This window comes from Frateuria sp. GZRR35, from assembly GCF_051900415.1.
Taxonomy (GTDB): domain Bacteria; phylum Pseudomonadota; class Gammaproteobacteria; order Xanthomonadales; family Rhodanobacteraceae; genus Frateuria_A.
This window is the reverse complement of the sequence record NZ_JBHZGL010000005.1, coordinates 35,151-50,264: the sequence shown is the minus strand read 5'-3', so window position 1 is coordinate 50,264 and position 15,114 is coordinate 35,151. Positions and strand designations below refer to the sequence as shown.

General features: G+C 68.8%; 11 protein-coding genes. 7 read left to right on the top strand and 4 right to left on the bottom strand.

The genetic code is table 11. The features are described from left to right. Positions 1-24: 24 nt before the first annotated feature. Complete coding sequence (gene trxA / locus ACFWZ3_RS07725) at positions 25-351, bottom strand: thioredoxin TrxA (RefSeq protein ID WP_439707157.1); 327 nt, start codon at positions 349-351, stop codon at positions 25-27. A gap of 419 nt (positions 352-770) precedes the next feature. Here trxA and ACFWZ3_RS07720 point away from each other — a divergent pair, with 419 nt between their 5' ends. From ACFWZ3_RS07720 to rpoH, 6 genes are all read left to right on the top strand, one after another. Beyond that, positions 771-2,477, top strand: coding sequence for a DEAD/DEAH box helicase (locus ACFWZ3_RS07720; RefSeq protein WP_439707156.1), 1,707 nt, complete (start codon positions 771-773; stop codon positions 2,475-2,477). A 277-nt stretch (positions 2,478-2,754) separates the two neighbouring features. Continuing rightward, complete coding sequence (gene ftsE, locus ACFWZ3_RS07715; RefSeq protein ID WP_209618628.1) at positions 2,755-3,432, top strand: cell division ATP-binding protein FtsE; 678 nt, start codon at positions 2,755-2,757, stop codon at positions 3,430-3,432. After that, positions 3,429-4,400 carry a permease-like cell division protein FtsX gene (ftsX, locus tag ACFWZ3_RS07710; protein WP_439707155.1) on the top strand — a complete coding sequence of 324 codons (972 nt, stop codon included), beginning with the start codon at positions 3,429-3,431 and terminating at the stop codon, positions 4,398-4,400. Before ftsE ends, ftsX begins: the two co-directional genes overlap by 4 nt. Before the next feature lie 274 nt (positions 4,401-4,674). Next, entirely contained in the window at positions 4,675-5,508 is an 834-nt protein-coding gene (locus ACFWZ3_RS07705) for a response regulator (RefSeq protein ID WP_439707154.1), read from the top strand. Further along, a complete protein-coding gene (gene ung / locus ACFWZ3_RS07700) occupies positions 5,505-6,221 on the top strand; it encodes a uracil-DNA glycosylase (RefSeq protein WP_439707153.1) in 717 nt (238 codons plus the stop codon). The genes ACFWZ3_RS07705 and ung overlap by 4 nt, the downstream gene beginning before the upstream one ends. 203 nt (positions 6,222-6,424) lie before the next feature. After that, positions 6,425-7,276: an RNA polymerase sigma factor RpoH gene (rpoH, locus tag ACFWZ3_RS07695; protein WP_439707152.1), complete on the top strand. Its 852-nt coding sequence runs from the start codon at positions 6,425-6,427 to the stop codon at positions 7,274-7,276. A 232-nt stretch (positions 7,277-7,508) separates the two neighbouring features. Here rpoH and dinG read toward each other — a convergent pair whose 3' ends face one another. Next, positions 7,509-9,614, bottom strand: a complete 2,106-nt coding sequence (gene dinG, locus ACFWZ3_RS07690) for an ATP-dependent DNA helicase DinG (protein WP_439707151.1) — start codon at positions 9,612-9,614, stop codon at positions 7,509-7,511. 219 nt (positions 9,615-9,833) lie between these two features. On the opposite strand from dinG, the gene ACFWZ3_RS07685 reads away from it, so the two are divergent. Then, positions 9,834-12,779 carry an EAL domain-containing protein gene (locus ACFWZ3_RS07685; RefSeq protein WP_439707150.1) on the top strand — a complete coding sequence of 982 codons (2,946 nt, stop codon included), beginning with the start codon at positions 9,834-9,836 and terminating at the stop codon, positions 12,777-12,779. A 147-nt stretch (positions 12,780-12,926) separates the two neighbouring features. On the opposite strand, the gene ACFWZ3_RS07680 is transcribed toward ACFWZ3_RS07685, so the two are convergent. Further along, positions 12,927-14,582: an NAD(P)/FAD-dependent oxidoreductase gene (locus ACFWZ3_RS07680; protein ID WP_439707149.1), complete on the bottom strand. Its 1,656-nt coding sequence runs from the start codon at positions 14,580-14,582 to the stop codon at positions 12,927-12,929. Positions 14,583-14,763: 181 nt separating this feature from the next. Then, positions 14,764-14,976 carry a hypothetical protein gene (locus ACFWZ3_RS07675; protein WP_439707148.1) on the bottom strand — a complete coding sequence of 71 codons (213 nt, stop codon included), beginning with the start codon at positions 14,974-14,976 and terminating at the stop codon, positions 14,764-14,766. Between the last annotated feature and the right edge of the window lie 138 nt (positions 14,977-15,114).

Genomic DNA, 15,114 nt, shown 5'->3' with positions numbered 1-15,114 from the left:
AGCGCGCGCGGCGGGAAAGGCGCGTCAAAGCGTCTTGTCGATCATCTGGGAGAGCTGGCCCTTGCTGACGGCGCCGATCTGCGTCGCCTCGACCTTGCCGTGCTTGAACACCATCAGGGTCGGGATGCCGCGCACGCCGTAGGTGCGAGGGGTCTTCTGGTTCTCGTCGATGTTGAGCTTGACGACTTTGAGCTTGCCCTCGTACTGCTTGGCCAGCTCATCGAGCATGGGCGCGATGGCCTTGCACGGGCCGCACCATTCGGCCCAGAAATCGAGCAGCACGGGGGTATCGGACTCGAGCACGTCCTTCTGGAAGGCATCGTCGTTGACGTGGGTAATCAGGTCGCTCACCAGGATCTCCATGGTTGCGTGGGAAAGGGGTTTGGGACCGCGCGGCCGGCATCGGCTACACTGGGGCGCCCATGTTGCGCGGGTTCCAACGGGAAGACTGCGGGATTGCCATTGCGGCAGGCCTCCATTCCAGCGTAACTCGGGTCGCGATTCAAGCGATTCAAGGGTGGCGACGGAGGGTTCCGTTGTCATAGGCGAGCCGGCCGGAAAAAGCTGCCCGCTCGCCTATGCCAGCGGAACCGTCGGTCCCAGCCTCCATCGGCGGAGATCAGCGACGTTGTGCGCACGGACCGGTCCTTAAAGAGACGGCCGGCAGGGCGCACTCGAGGTCGCCCCGCCCCGCAACTTCAACCGCTCCGCGCCACCGGCGGCGGAGCCGGGCCGGCCCAGGCGTCTGCCCGCATCCCACTCTGTGACCCATGTCCGAAACCGTACTGACCGACACCTTCTTCACCAATTTCGACCTTCACCCGCTGCTGCAGCAAGGCCTCGCCGAGGCCGGATTCACGCGCTGCACGCCGATCCAGGCACTGACCCTGCCGGTGGCGCTGACCGGCCGCGACGTTGCCGGCCAGGCACAGACCGGCACTGGCAAGACCTGCGCCTTCCTGGTCGCCCTGATGAACCGCCTGCTCACCCAGCCGGCGGTGGCCGAGCGCAAGGATTCCGATCCGCGCGCGCTGATCATTGCGCCGACCCGTGAGCTGGCTATCCAGATCGATAAGGACGCGCGCAACATCGGCCGCCACACCGGGCTGAAGACCGCGTTGATCTACGGCGGCGTCGACTACGACAAGCAGCGCCAGCAGCTCAAGGACGGCTGCGACATCATCATCGCCACCCCGGGCCGCCTGCTCGACTACTACAAGCAGCAGGTGTTCGGCCTCAACGGCGTCGAGGTCATGGTGATCGACGAGGCCGACCGCATGTTCGACCTGGGCTTCATCAAGGACGTGCGCTTCATCTTCCGCCGACTGCCGGCGCGCGAGCAGCGCCAGGTGCTGCTGTACTCGGCCACGCTCAGCCACCGCGTGCTGGAGCTGGCCTACGAGCACATGCACGAGGCCGAGAAGCTGGTGGTCGAGACCGACAACGTCACCGCCGACAAGGTCCGTCAGGTCGTCTACTTCCCGAGCAAGGAAGAGAAGATGCCGCTGCTGCTCAATCTGCTGGAGCGCGAGAAGCCCAGCCGCAGCATTGTCTTCGTCAACACCAAGGCCGCCGCCGAGCGCATCACCGAGCGGGTCAAGCGCCAGGGCTACCGCGTCGGCGCGTTGTCCGGCGACGTGCCGCAGCTGAAGCGCCAGAAGCTGCTGCAGCGCTTCCAGGAAGGCCAGCTGGACATGTTGGTGTGCACCGACGTCGCCGCGCGCGGCCTGCACATCCCGGCGGTCAGCCACGTCTTCAACTACGACCTGCCGCAGGATGCCGAGGACTACGTGCACCGCATCGGCCGCACCGCGCGCCTGGGCGCCGAGGGAGACGCGGTCAGCTTCGCCTGCGACCTGTACGCGATGAGCCTGCCGGAGATCGAGACCTACATCGGACAGAAAATCCCGGTGGCGACCGTCGAGGCGGACATGCTGGTGATGCCCAAGCCGCGCGAGATCGATCCGCAGTTCGCCGCGCAGGCGGCGGCCGACAGCGCGCAATTTGGCGACAAGGTCGAGGCGCGCGGGGACGAGCGCAAGGGGGCTCGCGACGGCTCGCGCCGTGGTGGCCGCGGCGGCGAGCGTGGCTCCCGCGAGGGTCGCCCGCCACGCGCAACGCGTCCGCCGCGGGCAGAGGGCGAGGCTGCTGTGGCGACCGAGCCGCAGCCGGGTGTCGTGGCTACGGGGCCGGCCGCCCCGGACGCCACCCCGGCAGCGGATGGCGAGGGCGCACGCAAGCGCCGGCGCCGCCGCGGTGGACGTGGCCGCCGCCGCGAGGGTGGCGAGAACGCCGCGCCGCAGGCCCAGGCAACGACCGAGAATCGTCCGCCGCACGGCGAGCGCAAGCCGCCGCGCGAGCGTAGCGCCGGCCCGTCCCGTCCGTCGCGCCAGGTGACCGTGCAGTCGGGCGTGGAGTCGACCGGCAAGAAGCCGGGCTTCTTCCGTCGCCTGACGCGCCTGTTCACTGGGCGCTGAGCTTTGATCCTTCTCCCTTCCGGGAGAAGGTGCCCCGCAGGGGCGGATGAGGGGCCGGGGCTCGCGATGGGCTCCGTCAAAGCCTCGCTTCGACGTAACCGTGCCGCAGGGGTGGCCCCTCACCCCAACCCTCTCCCCGGCGGGGAGAGGGAGCTTGGTCCGTGGCAACCTGGTGACCCTCAAGGAAGCGGGGGCTTCTTCCGCGCGCGACGGGCACCAACCGCACCAGGCATTCCCGTATCCTTTGCCTCTGGTGCGGGACAAGGAACCACACGCGGTGATCCGCTTCGACCAGGTGAGCAAGCGCTACGAGGGCGGCCATGAGGCGCTCTCGCAATTGTCCTTCGAGGTGGCGGCGGGCGAGATGGCCTTCGTCACCGGCCATTCCGGCGCCGGCAAGAGCACCCTGCTCAAGCTGATCGCGCTGATCGAGCGCCCCTCGCACGGGCAGATCGTGGTCGACGGCCAGGCGCTGGCGAAGGTCGGCCGTGGCGGCATCCCGAAACTGCGGCGTCGGCTGGGCATGGTGTTCCAGGACCATCGCCTGTTGATGGACCGCACCGTGTTCGCCAACGTGGAACTGCCGCTGCTGATCGGCGGCATCGCGCCGGCCGAACGCAGCCGCCGTGTACGCGCCGCGCTGGAAAAGGTCGGCCTGCTTTCGTACGAGCGGCAGTTGCCCGATTCGCTGTCCACCGGCGAGCAGCAGCGCGTTGGCATCGCCCGCGCCATCGTCGCGCGCCCGGCGGTGCTGATCGCCGACGAGCCGACCGGCAACCTCGATCCGCAACTGGCGGTGGAGATCATGGGCCTGTTCGCCGAGTTCCAGGACATCGGCACCACCGTGCTGGTGGCCAGCCACGACCTGCCGCTGATCAAGCGCATGCACAAGCGCGTGGTGGTGCTCGACCACGGCCGGCTGGTGGCCGACATCCCGGGTGAGGAGGTGCTGTGAACGCGCCTGCCGTCACCGAAAAGGCCGCGCCGCGCAGCGAGCGCAGCCAGTCCCGTCGCCTCGCCGGCTGGCGCGAGCACCACGGCTGGAGCGCGGCGGCGAGCCTGCGCCGGCTCGGCGGACGCCCGCTCGGCACATTGATGACCGTGGCCGTGCTCGGCCTCGCGCTGGCGCTGCCGCTGGCGTTCTACCTACTGCTGGCCAACCTGCAGTCGATGGGTGGCGCGCTGGGCCAGAACCCGGCGATCAGCGTGTTCCTGAAGGCCGACCAGGCCGGCCCGCAGGCCAATTTGCTGGCCGGCGAACTGCGCAGCCGGTCCGACGTCGCCGGCGTAACCATCAAGACGCCGCAACAGGGCCTGGACGAACTGGCCAACCTGCAGGGCTTCTCCGGCGCCGTGCACGCGCTGGACGATGCCAATCCGTTGCCGTGGGTGCTGGTGGTGCAACCGAAGGCGGGGCTGGATGCCCCGGCGGTGGACGCGCTGGTCGAAGCGCTGCGCGGCGAGCGCGCGGTCGAACTGGTGCAGGACAGCAGCCAGTGGCGACAGCGACTGGACGCACTGCTAGGCGTCGGCCATCGCGTGGTGCTGGTGCTGGCCGCGTTGCTCGCGCTGGCGGCGTTGCTGGTGGTGGGCAACACCGTGCGCACCGATATCGCCAGCCGCAGCGAGGAAATCGGCGTGTTGATGCTGCTGGGCGCAAGCCGCGCCTTCGTGCGCCGCCCGTACCTTTATGCCGGCGTCTGGTACGGCTTGTTCGGTGGCGTGCTGGCCTCGCTGCTGGCGCTGGCGATCGAACTGGCGCTGGCCGGCCCGGCGGCCGAACTGGACCGCGCCTATGGCGGCAGCCTCAGCCTCGGGGCGCTGCCGTGGTGGCTGCTGCTGGCCGTGCCGCTGGCGTCGGCGGTGCTGGGTTGGATCGGTGCGCGACTGGTCAGCGCACGGCAGTTGCGCAAGGCTGCGTAGGAGCCTGGCCGGCAGAAACGTCCGAAGCGAAAAACGGCCGCAAGGGGATGGACCTTTTGATCCGTTGTCGCCCCATAGTCGTTCCATCGGCCTGCAAAGGGCGAAATATGGCCCGCGCCGCTGCTTTTGCAGCCCGGAACGTATCTACCGCGGAGACTGCCCTGGGCGCCGGACGCCTTAGTGATCGCCTTCGCACCCGTGCAAGGCGCGATGATGCAAGATAGCCTTGGGTGCGCGCGGGGCGCACACGGGGTTCGATGTGGATGGGTGGGGCATGAATGCAGAGGTTGGCAGCCGCGCCGGCACCGCGCCGCGGGTGCTGGTAGTCGACGGCTCCAAGGTGGTGCGCCAGCTGATCACGCGCGTGCTCAAGGCCGAATTGCCGGAGGCCGAGCTGGTCGATTGCGGTAGCGGCGCCGAGGCGCGCGCGCTGATCGAGCAGGGCCCGTTCGACTTCATCACCATCGCCCTGCGCCTGCCCGACATGGACGGGCTGGAACTGGCCCGCCACGTGCGCGAATCGGCGCAGGCCTATGTGCCGATCGTGGTGGTCTCCGGCGACGTCGACGCGCGCCTGCACAAGCGCGAGCTGGGCGACGTTACCGACTACTTCGACAAGTCGCTCGGCTTCCAGGCGCTGGCCGATTTCATCCGTGGCTACGTGCGTCCGGAGGCGACCGCCGAGGGCACCGTGCTGTACGTGGAGGACAGCCGCGTGGTGGCGCTGGCCACCCGCCGCATGCTGGAGAAGATCGGCCTGACCGTGCGCCATGTGGTGAGCGTGGAGGACGCCCTCGCCATGCTGGAAACCGACCGCGCGCAAGGCCAGATCGGCGCGGACGTGGTGCTCACGGACGTCAGCCTGAAGGGCGAGCTGACTGGCGGCGATCTGCTCGAGCGCATCCGCAGCCATTTCGGCTACGGCAAAGGCGAGCTCCCCGTACTGGTGATGACCGGCGATGAAAATCCGGCCAACCAGGCCGCGCTGCTGAAGGCCGGCGCCAACGACCTCGTCGAGAAACCGGTCGAGGAAAAACTGCTGGTGACCAAACTCCTGTTCCAGTTGCGGGTGGCCAAGCACCTGCGCGCCCGGGCGCAAGACGCGTGAGCGAAACGGCCGACGCCGAACGCGTCCGCCTAGAGCCCTCCTGGAAGGCGCACCTGGGCGATTACCTGGAGCGCCCGGACATGCGCGAGCTGGCGGAATTCCTGCGTGCCCGGAAGCGTGCCGGCAAGGTGCTCTATCCGCCGGGCCCGGAGATCTTCAACGCCTTCGCGCACACGCCGTTCGACAAGGTGCGCGTGGTGATCCTGGGCCAGGACCCCTACCACGGCCCCGGCCAGGCACACGGATTGTGCTTCTCGGTCCGCCCGGGCGTACCGGTGCCGCCCTCGCTCAACAACATCTTTGCCGAGATCGAACGCGACCTCGGCATTCCGCGGCCCGGCCATGGCTGCCTCACGCCCTGGGCCGACCAGGGCGTGCTGCTGCTCAACAGTGTGATGACGGTCGAGCAGGGCCATGCCGGTGCGCACCAGAACAAAGGCTGGGAAGGCTTCACCGACGCCGCCATCGAGGCGTTGAACCGCGAGCGCGAAGGCCTGGTGTTCCTGCTCTGGGGTGCCTACGCGCAGCGCAAGGGACGGCTGGTCGACCCCAACCGGCACCTGGTGCTGAGCTCGGTGCACCCCTCGCCGCTGTCGGCGCACCGGGGCTTCATCGGCAACGGCCATTTCTCGGCCGCCAACCGCTACCTGGAAAGCCACGGCCAGGCGCCGATCGACTGGTCGCTGCCGCCGCGTTCGGAACTGGCCGCCTGACCGCTGCAAGGCGCGGCCACCAGTTCACGGCCGATAGATCGCCCGTGTGAACAATGGCGGCATGACCGGATGGCAGAGGGTTGGCTAGCCCACCCATATTGCTGTACGATTCGGTACAATAAATCCCGCAGCTGAACTTTTCGCCCTTTTAGCACTCCCAACAGTGGAGTGCTAAGCTGCGATTTACTTGCCGGAGGTTCCACATGTCCCAAGCCTTGGTGACCGCCAACCTGCCGATCCCCAGCGTCGTTGGCAGCCTGGATGCCTACATTTCCGCCGTGCACCGCATCCCGGTGCTCAGCCACGACGAGGAGCAGGCGCTAGCGCGCCGCTTTGCCGACGAAAACGATCTGGGTTCGGCCAAGAAACTGGTGATGTCGCACCTGCGTTTCGTGGTCCACGTGGCCCGTGGCTATTCTGGCTACGGCCTGCAGTTGGGCGACCTGATCCAGGAAGGCAACATCGGCCTGATGAAGGCGGTCAAGCGCTTCGATCCGGACCAGGGCGTGCGCCTGGTCAGCTTTGCGGTGCACTGGATCCGCGCCGAGATGCACGAGTTCATCCTGCGCAACTGGCGCATCGTCAAGGTCGCCACCACCAAGGCGCAGCGCAAGTTGTTCTTCAACCTGCGCAAGAGCAAGAAGCGCCTGGGCTGGATGAACGCCGAAGAAGTGCGCGTGGTGGCCCACGATCTGGGCGTGCCCGAGGCGACCGTGCGCGAGATGGAATCGCGCCTGTCCGGCCGCGACATCGGCTTCGAGGCGCCGGCCGATGCGGACGACGACGCCAAGCCGGCGCCGGAAGCCTTCCTGGTGGACGATGGCGCCGATCCGTACGACAACGTGTCCGACGCCGATCAGGCCGACAACCAGTTGGAGACGCTTTCCAGCGCGCTTTCGAAGCTGGACGAGCGTTCGCGCGACATCATCCAGCGGCGCTGGCTCAACGAGAACAAGGCCACGCTGCAGGACCTGGCCGACGAGTACGGCGTCTCGGCCGAGCGCATCCGCCAGGTCGAGGCGAACGCGATGAAGAAGATGCGCGCGTTGTTCTGAGCGTAGCCGCGCAAGCAAACGGCAAAGCGGCCCTTTCGGGCCGCTTTTGCTTTTTGCGATCCCCGCTGACCGGCACTGTCGCTAGTTCGAGCATCCGCCATGCATGTGTCAAAGCGTATCCAGCATGGAGCGCCATCGCCCTCGCGGTTGCAAGGCCCACGCTGGGACGCCTGCGCCGCGTCGCGACACCCGTGGGAAGAAGTCGCGAGATAAGGGTGGGCTTGCCCGCGCTCTATGCGACGCGCTCGATCACCCGCTGGAACGGCGGCAACGCACGTAGCATCCCGGCGCCGTAGCGCTTGGTCACCACGCGCCGATCCAGCAGCACGATGCGTCCACGGTCCGTCTCGCTGCGAATGAGGCGACCGCAATACTGCGTGAGCAGGCGGGTAGCTTCCGGAATGCTCACTTCCAGGAACGGGTTGCGTCCGCGCGATTCCAGCCATTCGGCGTAGGTCGCCCCGACCGGGTCGGTCGGCACCGCAAACGGCAGTTGGGTGATCACCACCGTTTCGCACAGCTTGCCGGGCAGGTCCAGGCCTTCGCCGAAGGAAGCCAGGCCGAACAGCGTGCTGCCCTTGCCCGATTCGACGTCGGCGATGTGTTCGGCGATCAGCTGCGCCTTGCCGAGCGAACCTTGCGCGCGCACCTTGCGCACCTTGTCGATCGGCAGCCGCTGCAGCACGCGGTCGAGCTTGGCGCGCGAGGTGAACAGCACCAGGTTGCCCGCGTTCCAGTCCAGGTGTTCGGCGAGCCAGTCGCAGATCGCCTGCGCATGGGCTTCGCGCGCGTCCGGCAGCACGTCGATCGCCGGCACTTCCAGCCGCGCCTGCGCGGCCAGGTCGAACGGCGAGGGCAGGCTCAGGGTGACGGCGTCGTCGGGCAGCCCCACGGCATCGGCAAAGCCCCGGAAATTGCCGCCTGCGCTAAGCGTGGCCGAGGTCAGTACCACGCCGCTGGCGTTGTTCCACAACACGTGGCGCAGCAGGCCGCCGGCGGAGACCGACGAGGCATGGCAGACCAGCTGCTGGTCGCCGGAAAGCGTTACCCAACGCGCCAGCGGCGGCGCGTTGTCCGCATCATCCCCGGCCCAGGCGCGCCAGGTGCGTTCCTGCCGGTCCAGCCGCTCCAGCGCCATGCCCAGTTCGCGCGCCAGGGCTTCCTGGGTCGGGCCGCCGTCGGTCATCTCCACCACCGCGCGGCGCACGGCAGTGAGCCAGCGCTGGATCTCGGCCGTCTGCACGTGCAGTGCCTGCGCCTGCAGCACCCAGTCCTCGGGCAGCTGGCCGAGCGAGCCGCGGTACATCGGCTCGTTCTCGGCCGGGTCGGGCAGCCAGGACAGACGGATGGCCTTTTCCAGCTCTTCCAGTCCATCGGAGAGTTCCTGCAGCTTTGCATCGCCGGCGTCGAGCGCGAGCTTGCCCAGCGACTCCTTGTCGGTCAGCGAATAGGCGGCATGCACCTGCCTGGCCAGTCGGCTCAGCTGGCGTACGCTGGCGCCGAGGTAGACCTCGGCCGCGCCGCGGTCGATCGCCTTGGACGGCACGTGGTGCGCCTCGTCGAACACGTACAGCGTCTCGCTCGGCTTGGGCAGGATCACGCCGCCCCAGCCTTCGTCCTCGCCGGGCATGGTCAGGTCGGCCAGTACCAGGTCCTGGTTGGCGACGATCACGTCGGCGTCCGCTACCGCGCGGCGCGCGGCGAAGAACGGGCACTGCATGAAATGGATGCACTTGCGCCCGGTGCAGCCGCCGGCGCTGGTGGTCAGCATCGGCTTGAGGAAGTCGCCGACCGGCTCCGGCGCGGCGTCCATGTCGCCGTTCCACTCGCCCCGCTCGAACGCGCCGGCGAGCTTGGACAGGGCCTGCTTGTCGCGCTCGGCCGGGGGCTTCGACCACAGCGCGAGATCCGCATCGAACCCCAGGCCCAGCTGGCTGGCTTCGGCGCCCATGCTTTGGCGTGCCATCGCCAGGTTGCGCGGGCACAGGTAGCGGCCGCGGCCCTTGGCCAGCGCGACCTTCGCCTCGCTGCCGTCGAGCTTGAGGTAGAGCGGGATGTCGCGCTCGACCAGCTGTTCCTGCAGCGCCACCGTGGCGGTGGCGATCAGCAGCTTCTTCTTCTGCGCGCGGGCCACTTCCATGCCGGCGATCAGGTAGGCCATCGACTTGCCCGTGCCGGTGGGCGCCTCGACCACGGCCGCGCCGCCCTCGGCCGCCAACGCCTTGGCCACCTCGGCGATCATCCGGCCCTGCGCGGCGCGCGGGCGGAAGCCGGGCAGGCCTTCTTTCAGGCGCGCGTAAGCGGCGCGGATCGCGTCCTTGGTGGCATCGGTGAGCATCGGGCGATTCTAGCCCGCGGGGCGGGGCTCCGCCGGGCGTGGCGCCACATGCACGTGGCTCAAGATAGGTTCGCGATGGTCGATCTTATGGTATGCATCACGAGTGGGCTGGAGCCGGGGGCATGACAGGAACTCCATGAAACGGCGCTGTTGCAGGGCAGGGGCGCATGAGCAGGCCGGTCGCTGCGGTGACGGGCTCCGCCGCCGTGGGGTGCCTGCATGAGTTCCCCCCGCGCCACCCCGCTTGAACCTTCGCAGGGGGGCGAAGCCGGCTGGCTGGCGCGCCTGGTGGGAGCGACCACGCCCGCCGAGGTCGCCACCGTGGTCGCCGCTTTCGCGCAGGAACAGGCCGGGTGCCGCCACGCGGTCGTGGCCTGGGCCGGCAGCGGCTTGCCGCGCACCTACAGCAGCAGTGGCCGGCCCGATCACGCGCGCATCGACCGCGCCCGGACCTTGCTGACATCCAACGCCAGGGGATCGGTACGCCAGGGGCAGGAGCTGCTGGTGCGGCTGCTGCCGCAGGAGCGTGCGTTCCTGATGCTCGAGGTCGAGCGCGGCCAGGCCCCGGAGCCCTTGCTGGGCCAGCTTCAACCCTTCCTGGAACTGGCCGGCCCGTACCTGCAGCGTGCGTTGAAGCTGGCCGACCTGGAGGACTCGCACAAGCAACTGGTGCGTTCGGAAGTACTCCAGCGCGCGCTGTTCGCCATCTCCGACCTGGCTGGCTCGGACCTGGACATGCCCGAGATGCTCAAGCGCATCCACGGCATCATCAGCACGCTGATGTATGCGGAGAATTTCTTCATCGTACGCAGCGATCCGCAGCATGGCACGATGCGGTTCCTCTACTACGCAGACATCGAAGACACCGACGCACCGGACACCAGCCACGACGTGCCGCTGGAAAGCCTGCGCAACTCCATGACCTGGCACCTGCTCACCGGCGGCAAGGCGCTGATGGGCAGCCTGGACCAGATCAGCCGACAGGTGTCGGGCATCTTCGCCCCCTCCGGGCCGGAGGCGGTGGACTGGCTGGGCGTGCCGATGCTGCGCGATGGCCAGGTGCACGGCGCGCTGGTGGTGCAGAGCTATCAGGCCGGCATCGGTTTCTCCGAGGACGATCGCGCGCTGCTGGAGTTCGTCGGCAGCCACGTGCTCACCGCGCTGGAACGCAAGCAGAGCAAGGACGAGCTGGAGGAGCGCGTGCGCCTGCGCACGCAGGAACTGGCCGAGGCCAACCGCGGCCTGCAGCAGGAAGTGCTCGAGCGCCAGCGTGCCGAGCGGTTGCAGGCGGCGCTGTTCCACCTGGCGCAGCTGGCTACCGCCGACATCGACGAGAACGAGTTCTACGAGCGCACGCACGCGGTGGTCGGCGAGCTCATCAACGCGGAGAACTTCTTCATCGCGCTGCTCTCGGACGACCGCCAGAAGCTGGTGTTCCCCTATTACGTCGACGCCGGCGTGCGCAAGGCGCAGGAGCGCCCGCTGGGCCGTGGCCTGTCCGAGTATGTGCTGCGCGGCGGGCAGCCCTTGCTGGCCTTCCAGGAAGACACCATGGAGCTCGCGCGCCGCGATGAGGTCGACCTGGTCCGCGTGGGTCGGCCGGCGGTGTGCTGGCTGGGCGTGCCGCTGCGGGTCGACGAGCAGGCGATCGGCCTGGTCGCGGTGCAGAGCTACACGCCCTCGATCGACTACGACCAGGCCGACCAGGAACTGCTCACCTTCGCCGCGCTGCAGATCGCCAACAGCATTCATCGCCGCCGCGCCGCCGTGTCGCTGCAGCGCGCCTACGCCGAGCTGGAACAGCGCGTGGCCGAGCGCACGTCCGAGCTGCGCCAGGAGATCACCGAGCGCGAGCGCGTGCAGAGCCAGCTCAAGCACGAGGTGATGCACGACGCGCTCACCGGCCTGCCCAACCGCGGTTTCCTGCGCGACCGGCTCGAGCGCGTGCTGGCGATCCTGCAGCGCGAGCCGGGCCGGCGCTGCGCGCTCTTGTACCTGGATGTGGACCGCTTCAAGGTCATCAACGACAGCCTCGGCCACCTGGCGGGCGACGCCTTCCTGAAGGAGATCGCCCGCCGCCTGCACGACTGCGTGCGCGAGCCGGACGTGGTCGCGCGGCTGTCCGGCGACGAGTTCGCGATCCTGCTGGAGGACATCGACATCCCCGCCGCGGCGATCGCGGTAGCGCAACGCGTGCTCGACGCGCTGAGCGTGCCGATGCAGGTCGCCGGCCGCGAACTGGCGCCCTCGGCCAGCATGGGCATCGCCATCGGCGACAACACCTACGTCACCGCCGACGAGGTGCTGCGCGATGCCGACATCGCGCTGTACCGGGCCAAGGAGCAGGGCCGCAAGCGCTACGAGCTGTTCGACGAGACACTCGCCAAGAACGTCATCGACGTGCTGACCATGGAAGGCGAACTGCGCCAGGCGCTGGCACGCGACGAGTTCGAGCCTTACCTGCAACCGTTCTGCCGGTTGGCCGATGGCGCGGTAGTGGGCTACGAGGCGCTGCTGCGCTGGAACCATCCGAAGCTGGGCGTGCTCGGGCCGGCCGATTTCCTCAAGGTGGCGCACGACAGCGGCCACATTGAATCGATCGACTGGCGGCTGTTCGAGCGCGGCTGCGAGCGCTTCCTGCAGCTGGCCGACAAGAACACCTTCCTGACCTTCAACGTGTCCGCGCTGCACCTGCGCCACCGCGACTTCGACGCCCGCCTGGTGCGCTTGCTCGAACGCACCGGCCTGCCGCCCTGGCGGCTGATCGTGGAGGTCACCGAAGGCTCGCTGCTGGACAACCCCGAACAGGTGCGCACGATGCTCGAGCGCCTGCGCGCGATCGGCGTGGGCGCGGCGCTGGATGATTTCGGCACCGGCTATTCCTCGCTGAGCTACCTGCACTCGCTACCGCTGCGCATGCTCAAGATCGACCGTGCGTTCGTGCATGCGCTGGGCGAAGACGAGCACACCACCGCGACCACCGTGGTCGCCGCGATCCTGGCACTGGCGCGTGCGCTCGACATCCAGGTGATTGCCGAAGGCATCGAGACACCCGCCCAATGCGAGGCGCTGCTCGGCATGGGCTGCGAACTGGGGCAGGGCTATCTGCTCGGCCACCCGGCGCCGATCGGGGCGTGGCTGGGGCGCGAGGGCCGCGCCGACTGAGAGCTCTGCTCCCTCGCCCCTCCGGGGAGAGGGCTGGGGTGAGGGGCCGCTCTTGCGGGAAACTCACTTCTGCGCTTCATGGCACCGAGGACCTCCCCCGCGAGCCCCGCCCCTCACCCAAACCCTCTCCCCGGAGGGGAGAGGGCTTCAGATCGCCCGAGGTTCCGACCCGGTGATCGCCAGCGCCACCGCTTCGGCGACGCGGATGCCATCCACTGCCGCCGACAGGATCCCGCCGGCGTAGCCCGCGCCCTCGCCGGCCGGGAACAGCCCGCGCGTGTTGAGGCTCTGGTAGTCGCCCTCGTCGCGCTTGACCCGCACCGGCGAGGACGTGCGCGTCTCCACGCCGGTCAGCATCGCGTCGTGCATGGCGAAGCCGCGGATCTGCCGGTCGAACAGCGGCAGCGCTTCGCGAATCGCGCCGATTGCGTAGTCGGGCAGGGCCGTGGCGAGGTCGGTCAGGTGTACGCCGGGCTTGTACGAGGGCACCACCTCGCCAAGCTCCCGTGACGGCCGGCCGGCCATGAAATCGCCCACGCGTTGCGCCGGCGCGCTGTAATCGCCGCCGCCCATGCCGAAGGCATGCGACTCCCAGTGCCGCTGCAGCGCGATGCCCGCCAGCGGCCCCTCGCCGTAGGCGGCGAAATCCGCCGGCGTGATGCCGCAGACGATCGCCGCGTTGGCGTTGCGCTCGTTGCGCGAGTACTGGCTCATGCCATTGGTGACGACGCGCCCGGGTTCGGACGTGGCTGCCACCACGGTGCCGCCCGGGCACATGCAGAAGCTGTACACCGAGCGGCCGCTCTGGCCGGCCTTGTTGCCGTGGTGGACCAGCTTGTAGTCGGCCGCACCGAGGATCGGGTGGCCCGCCTGCGGGCCGAAGCGCGCGCGGTCGATCACCGATTGCGGATGCTCGATGCGGAAGCCGATCGAGAACGGCTTGGCCTCCAGATAGACGCCGCGCGCGTGCAGCATCTCGAAGGTGTCGCGCGCGCTGTGGCCGACGGCCAGTACCACATGGTCCGAGCGCAGCTCGCCGCCGTCGGCCAGATGCACGCCGCGCACGTGCCGCGTACCGTCGGCCGCGGTCTCGACCAGCAGGTCGTCCACGCGCTGGTCGAAGCGGATCTCCCCGCCCAGCGCCTGGATGGTGCCACGCATGTTCTCCACCATGGTCACCAGGCGGAAGGTGCCGATGTGCGGCTTGCTGACGTAGAGGATCTCTTCCGGCGCGCCTGCCTTGACGAACTCGGTCAGCACCTTGCGCCCGTGGTGGTGCGGGTCGGAGATCTGGCTGTGCAGCTTGCCGTCGGAGAAGGTGCCGGCGCCGCCCTCGCCGAACTGCACGTTCGATTCGGGGTGCAGGTGACGCTTGCGCCACAGGTCCCAGGTGTCCCGGGTGCGTTCGCGCACGGCCTTGCCGCGGTCGAGCACGATGGGCGCAAAGCCCATCTCCGCCAGGATCAGCGCCGCAAAGATGCCGCACGGACCGAAACCGACCACGATCGGCCGGTGTTCCAGTCGTGCCGGCGCACGCGCGACAGGGTGATAGCGGGTATCGGGTGTGGGCTGCACGTGGCGGTCGTCGGCAAAGCGCGCCAGCACCGCCGCCTCGTCGGCCACGTCCAGGTCCAGCGTGTAGATCAGCGCGATCGCCCCGCGCTTGCGCGCGTCGTAGCCGCGGCGGAACACGCTGATGCCGCGCAGTGCGGATGCCGGAAGCTCCAGGCGTGCAAGCACCGCCTTCGCCAGCGCTTCGGGCGGGTGGTCCAGCGGGAGCTTGAGGTCGGTCAGTCGCAACATGGGTTCGCACGGTCTGGCGGCCACGACCGGAGGCGGTCGGGCTACGCCGGGCCGCGTATTGTCCGCGGGTCGGGTGCGCCGGAACAAGGCGAGCGCGGGTGACGCGGTGCGGCAGGCGCTGTCATCAGGCGTTCAAACCGCCACTGGCGCGTCGTCGGGCGGATGTGACGCGGCACGCCATTTACGCCGCGAGAATGGTCCGGAACTGCTCGCCGGTGGCTTGCGGGTGCAGCAGCACCACGCGCGAGCCGAACTTGCGCGCAGCCGGCGTGCACAGCTCGCCATCGTCGGTGACGACCGCCAGCGGCGTGGAGTGGCGCGAGTTCAGCGGGCGCTTGTAGACCAGCCCGTGCTGGGGGCCGCCGCAAATGATGCATTCGTAGAAGCTGTCCATGATCTGCTCAAGGGGTGAAGACTCGCGCAGGGACAAGCAGGGCTCGCGCCATGCAGCGATGGCGAGTGTGAGCACGGTCACGCTTCACGATGTGCCGGAAAGTTGGCACATCGCTTTCGTTCAGCCGGGCGCGACGGC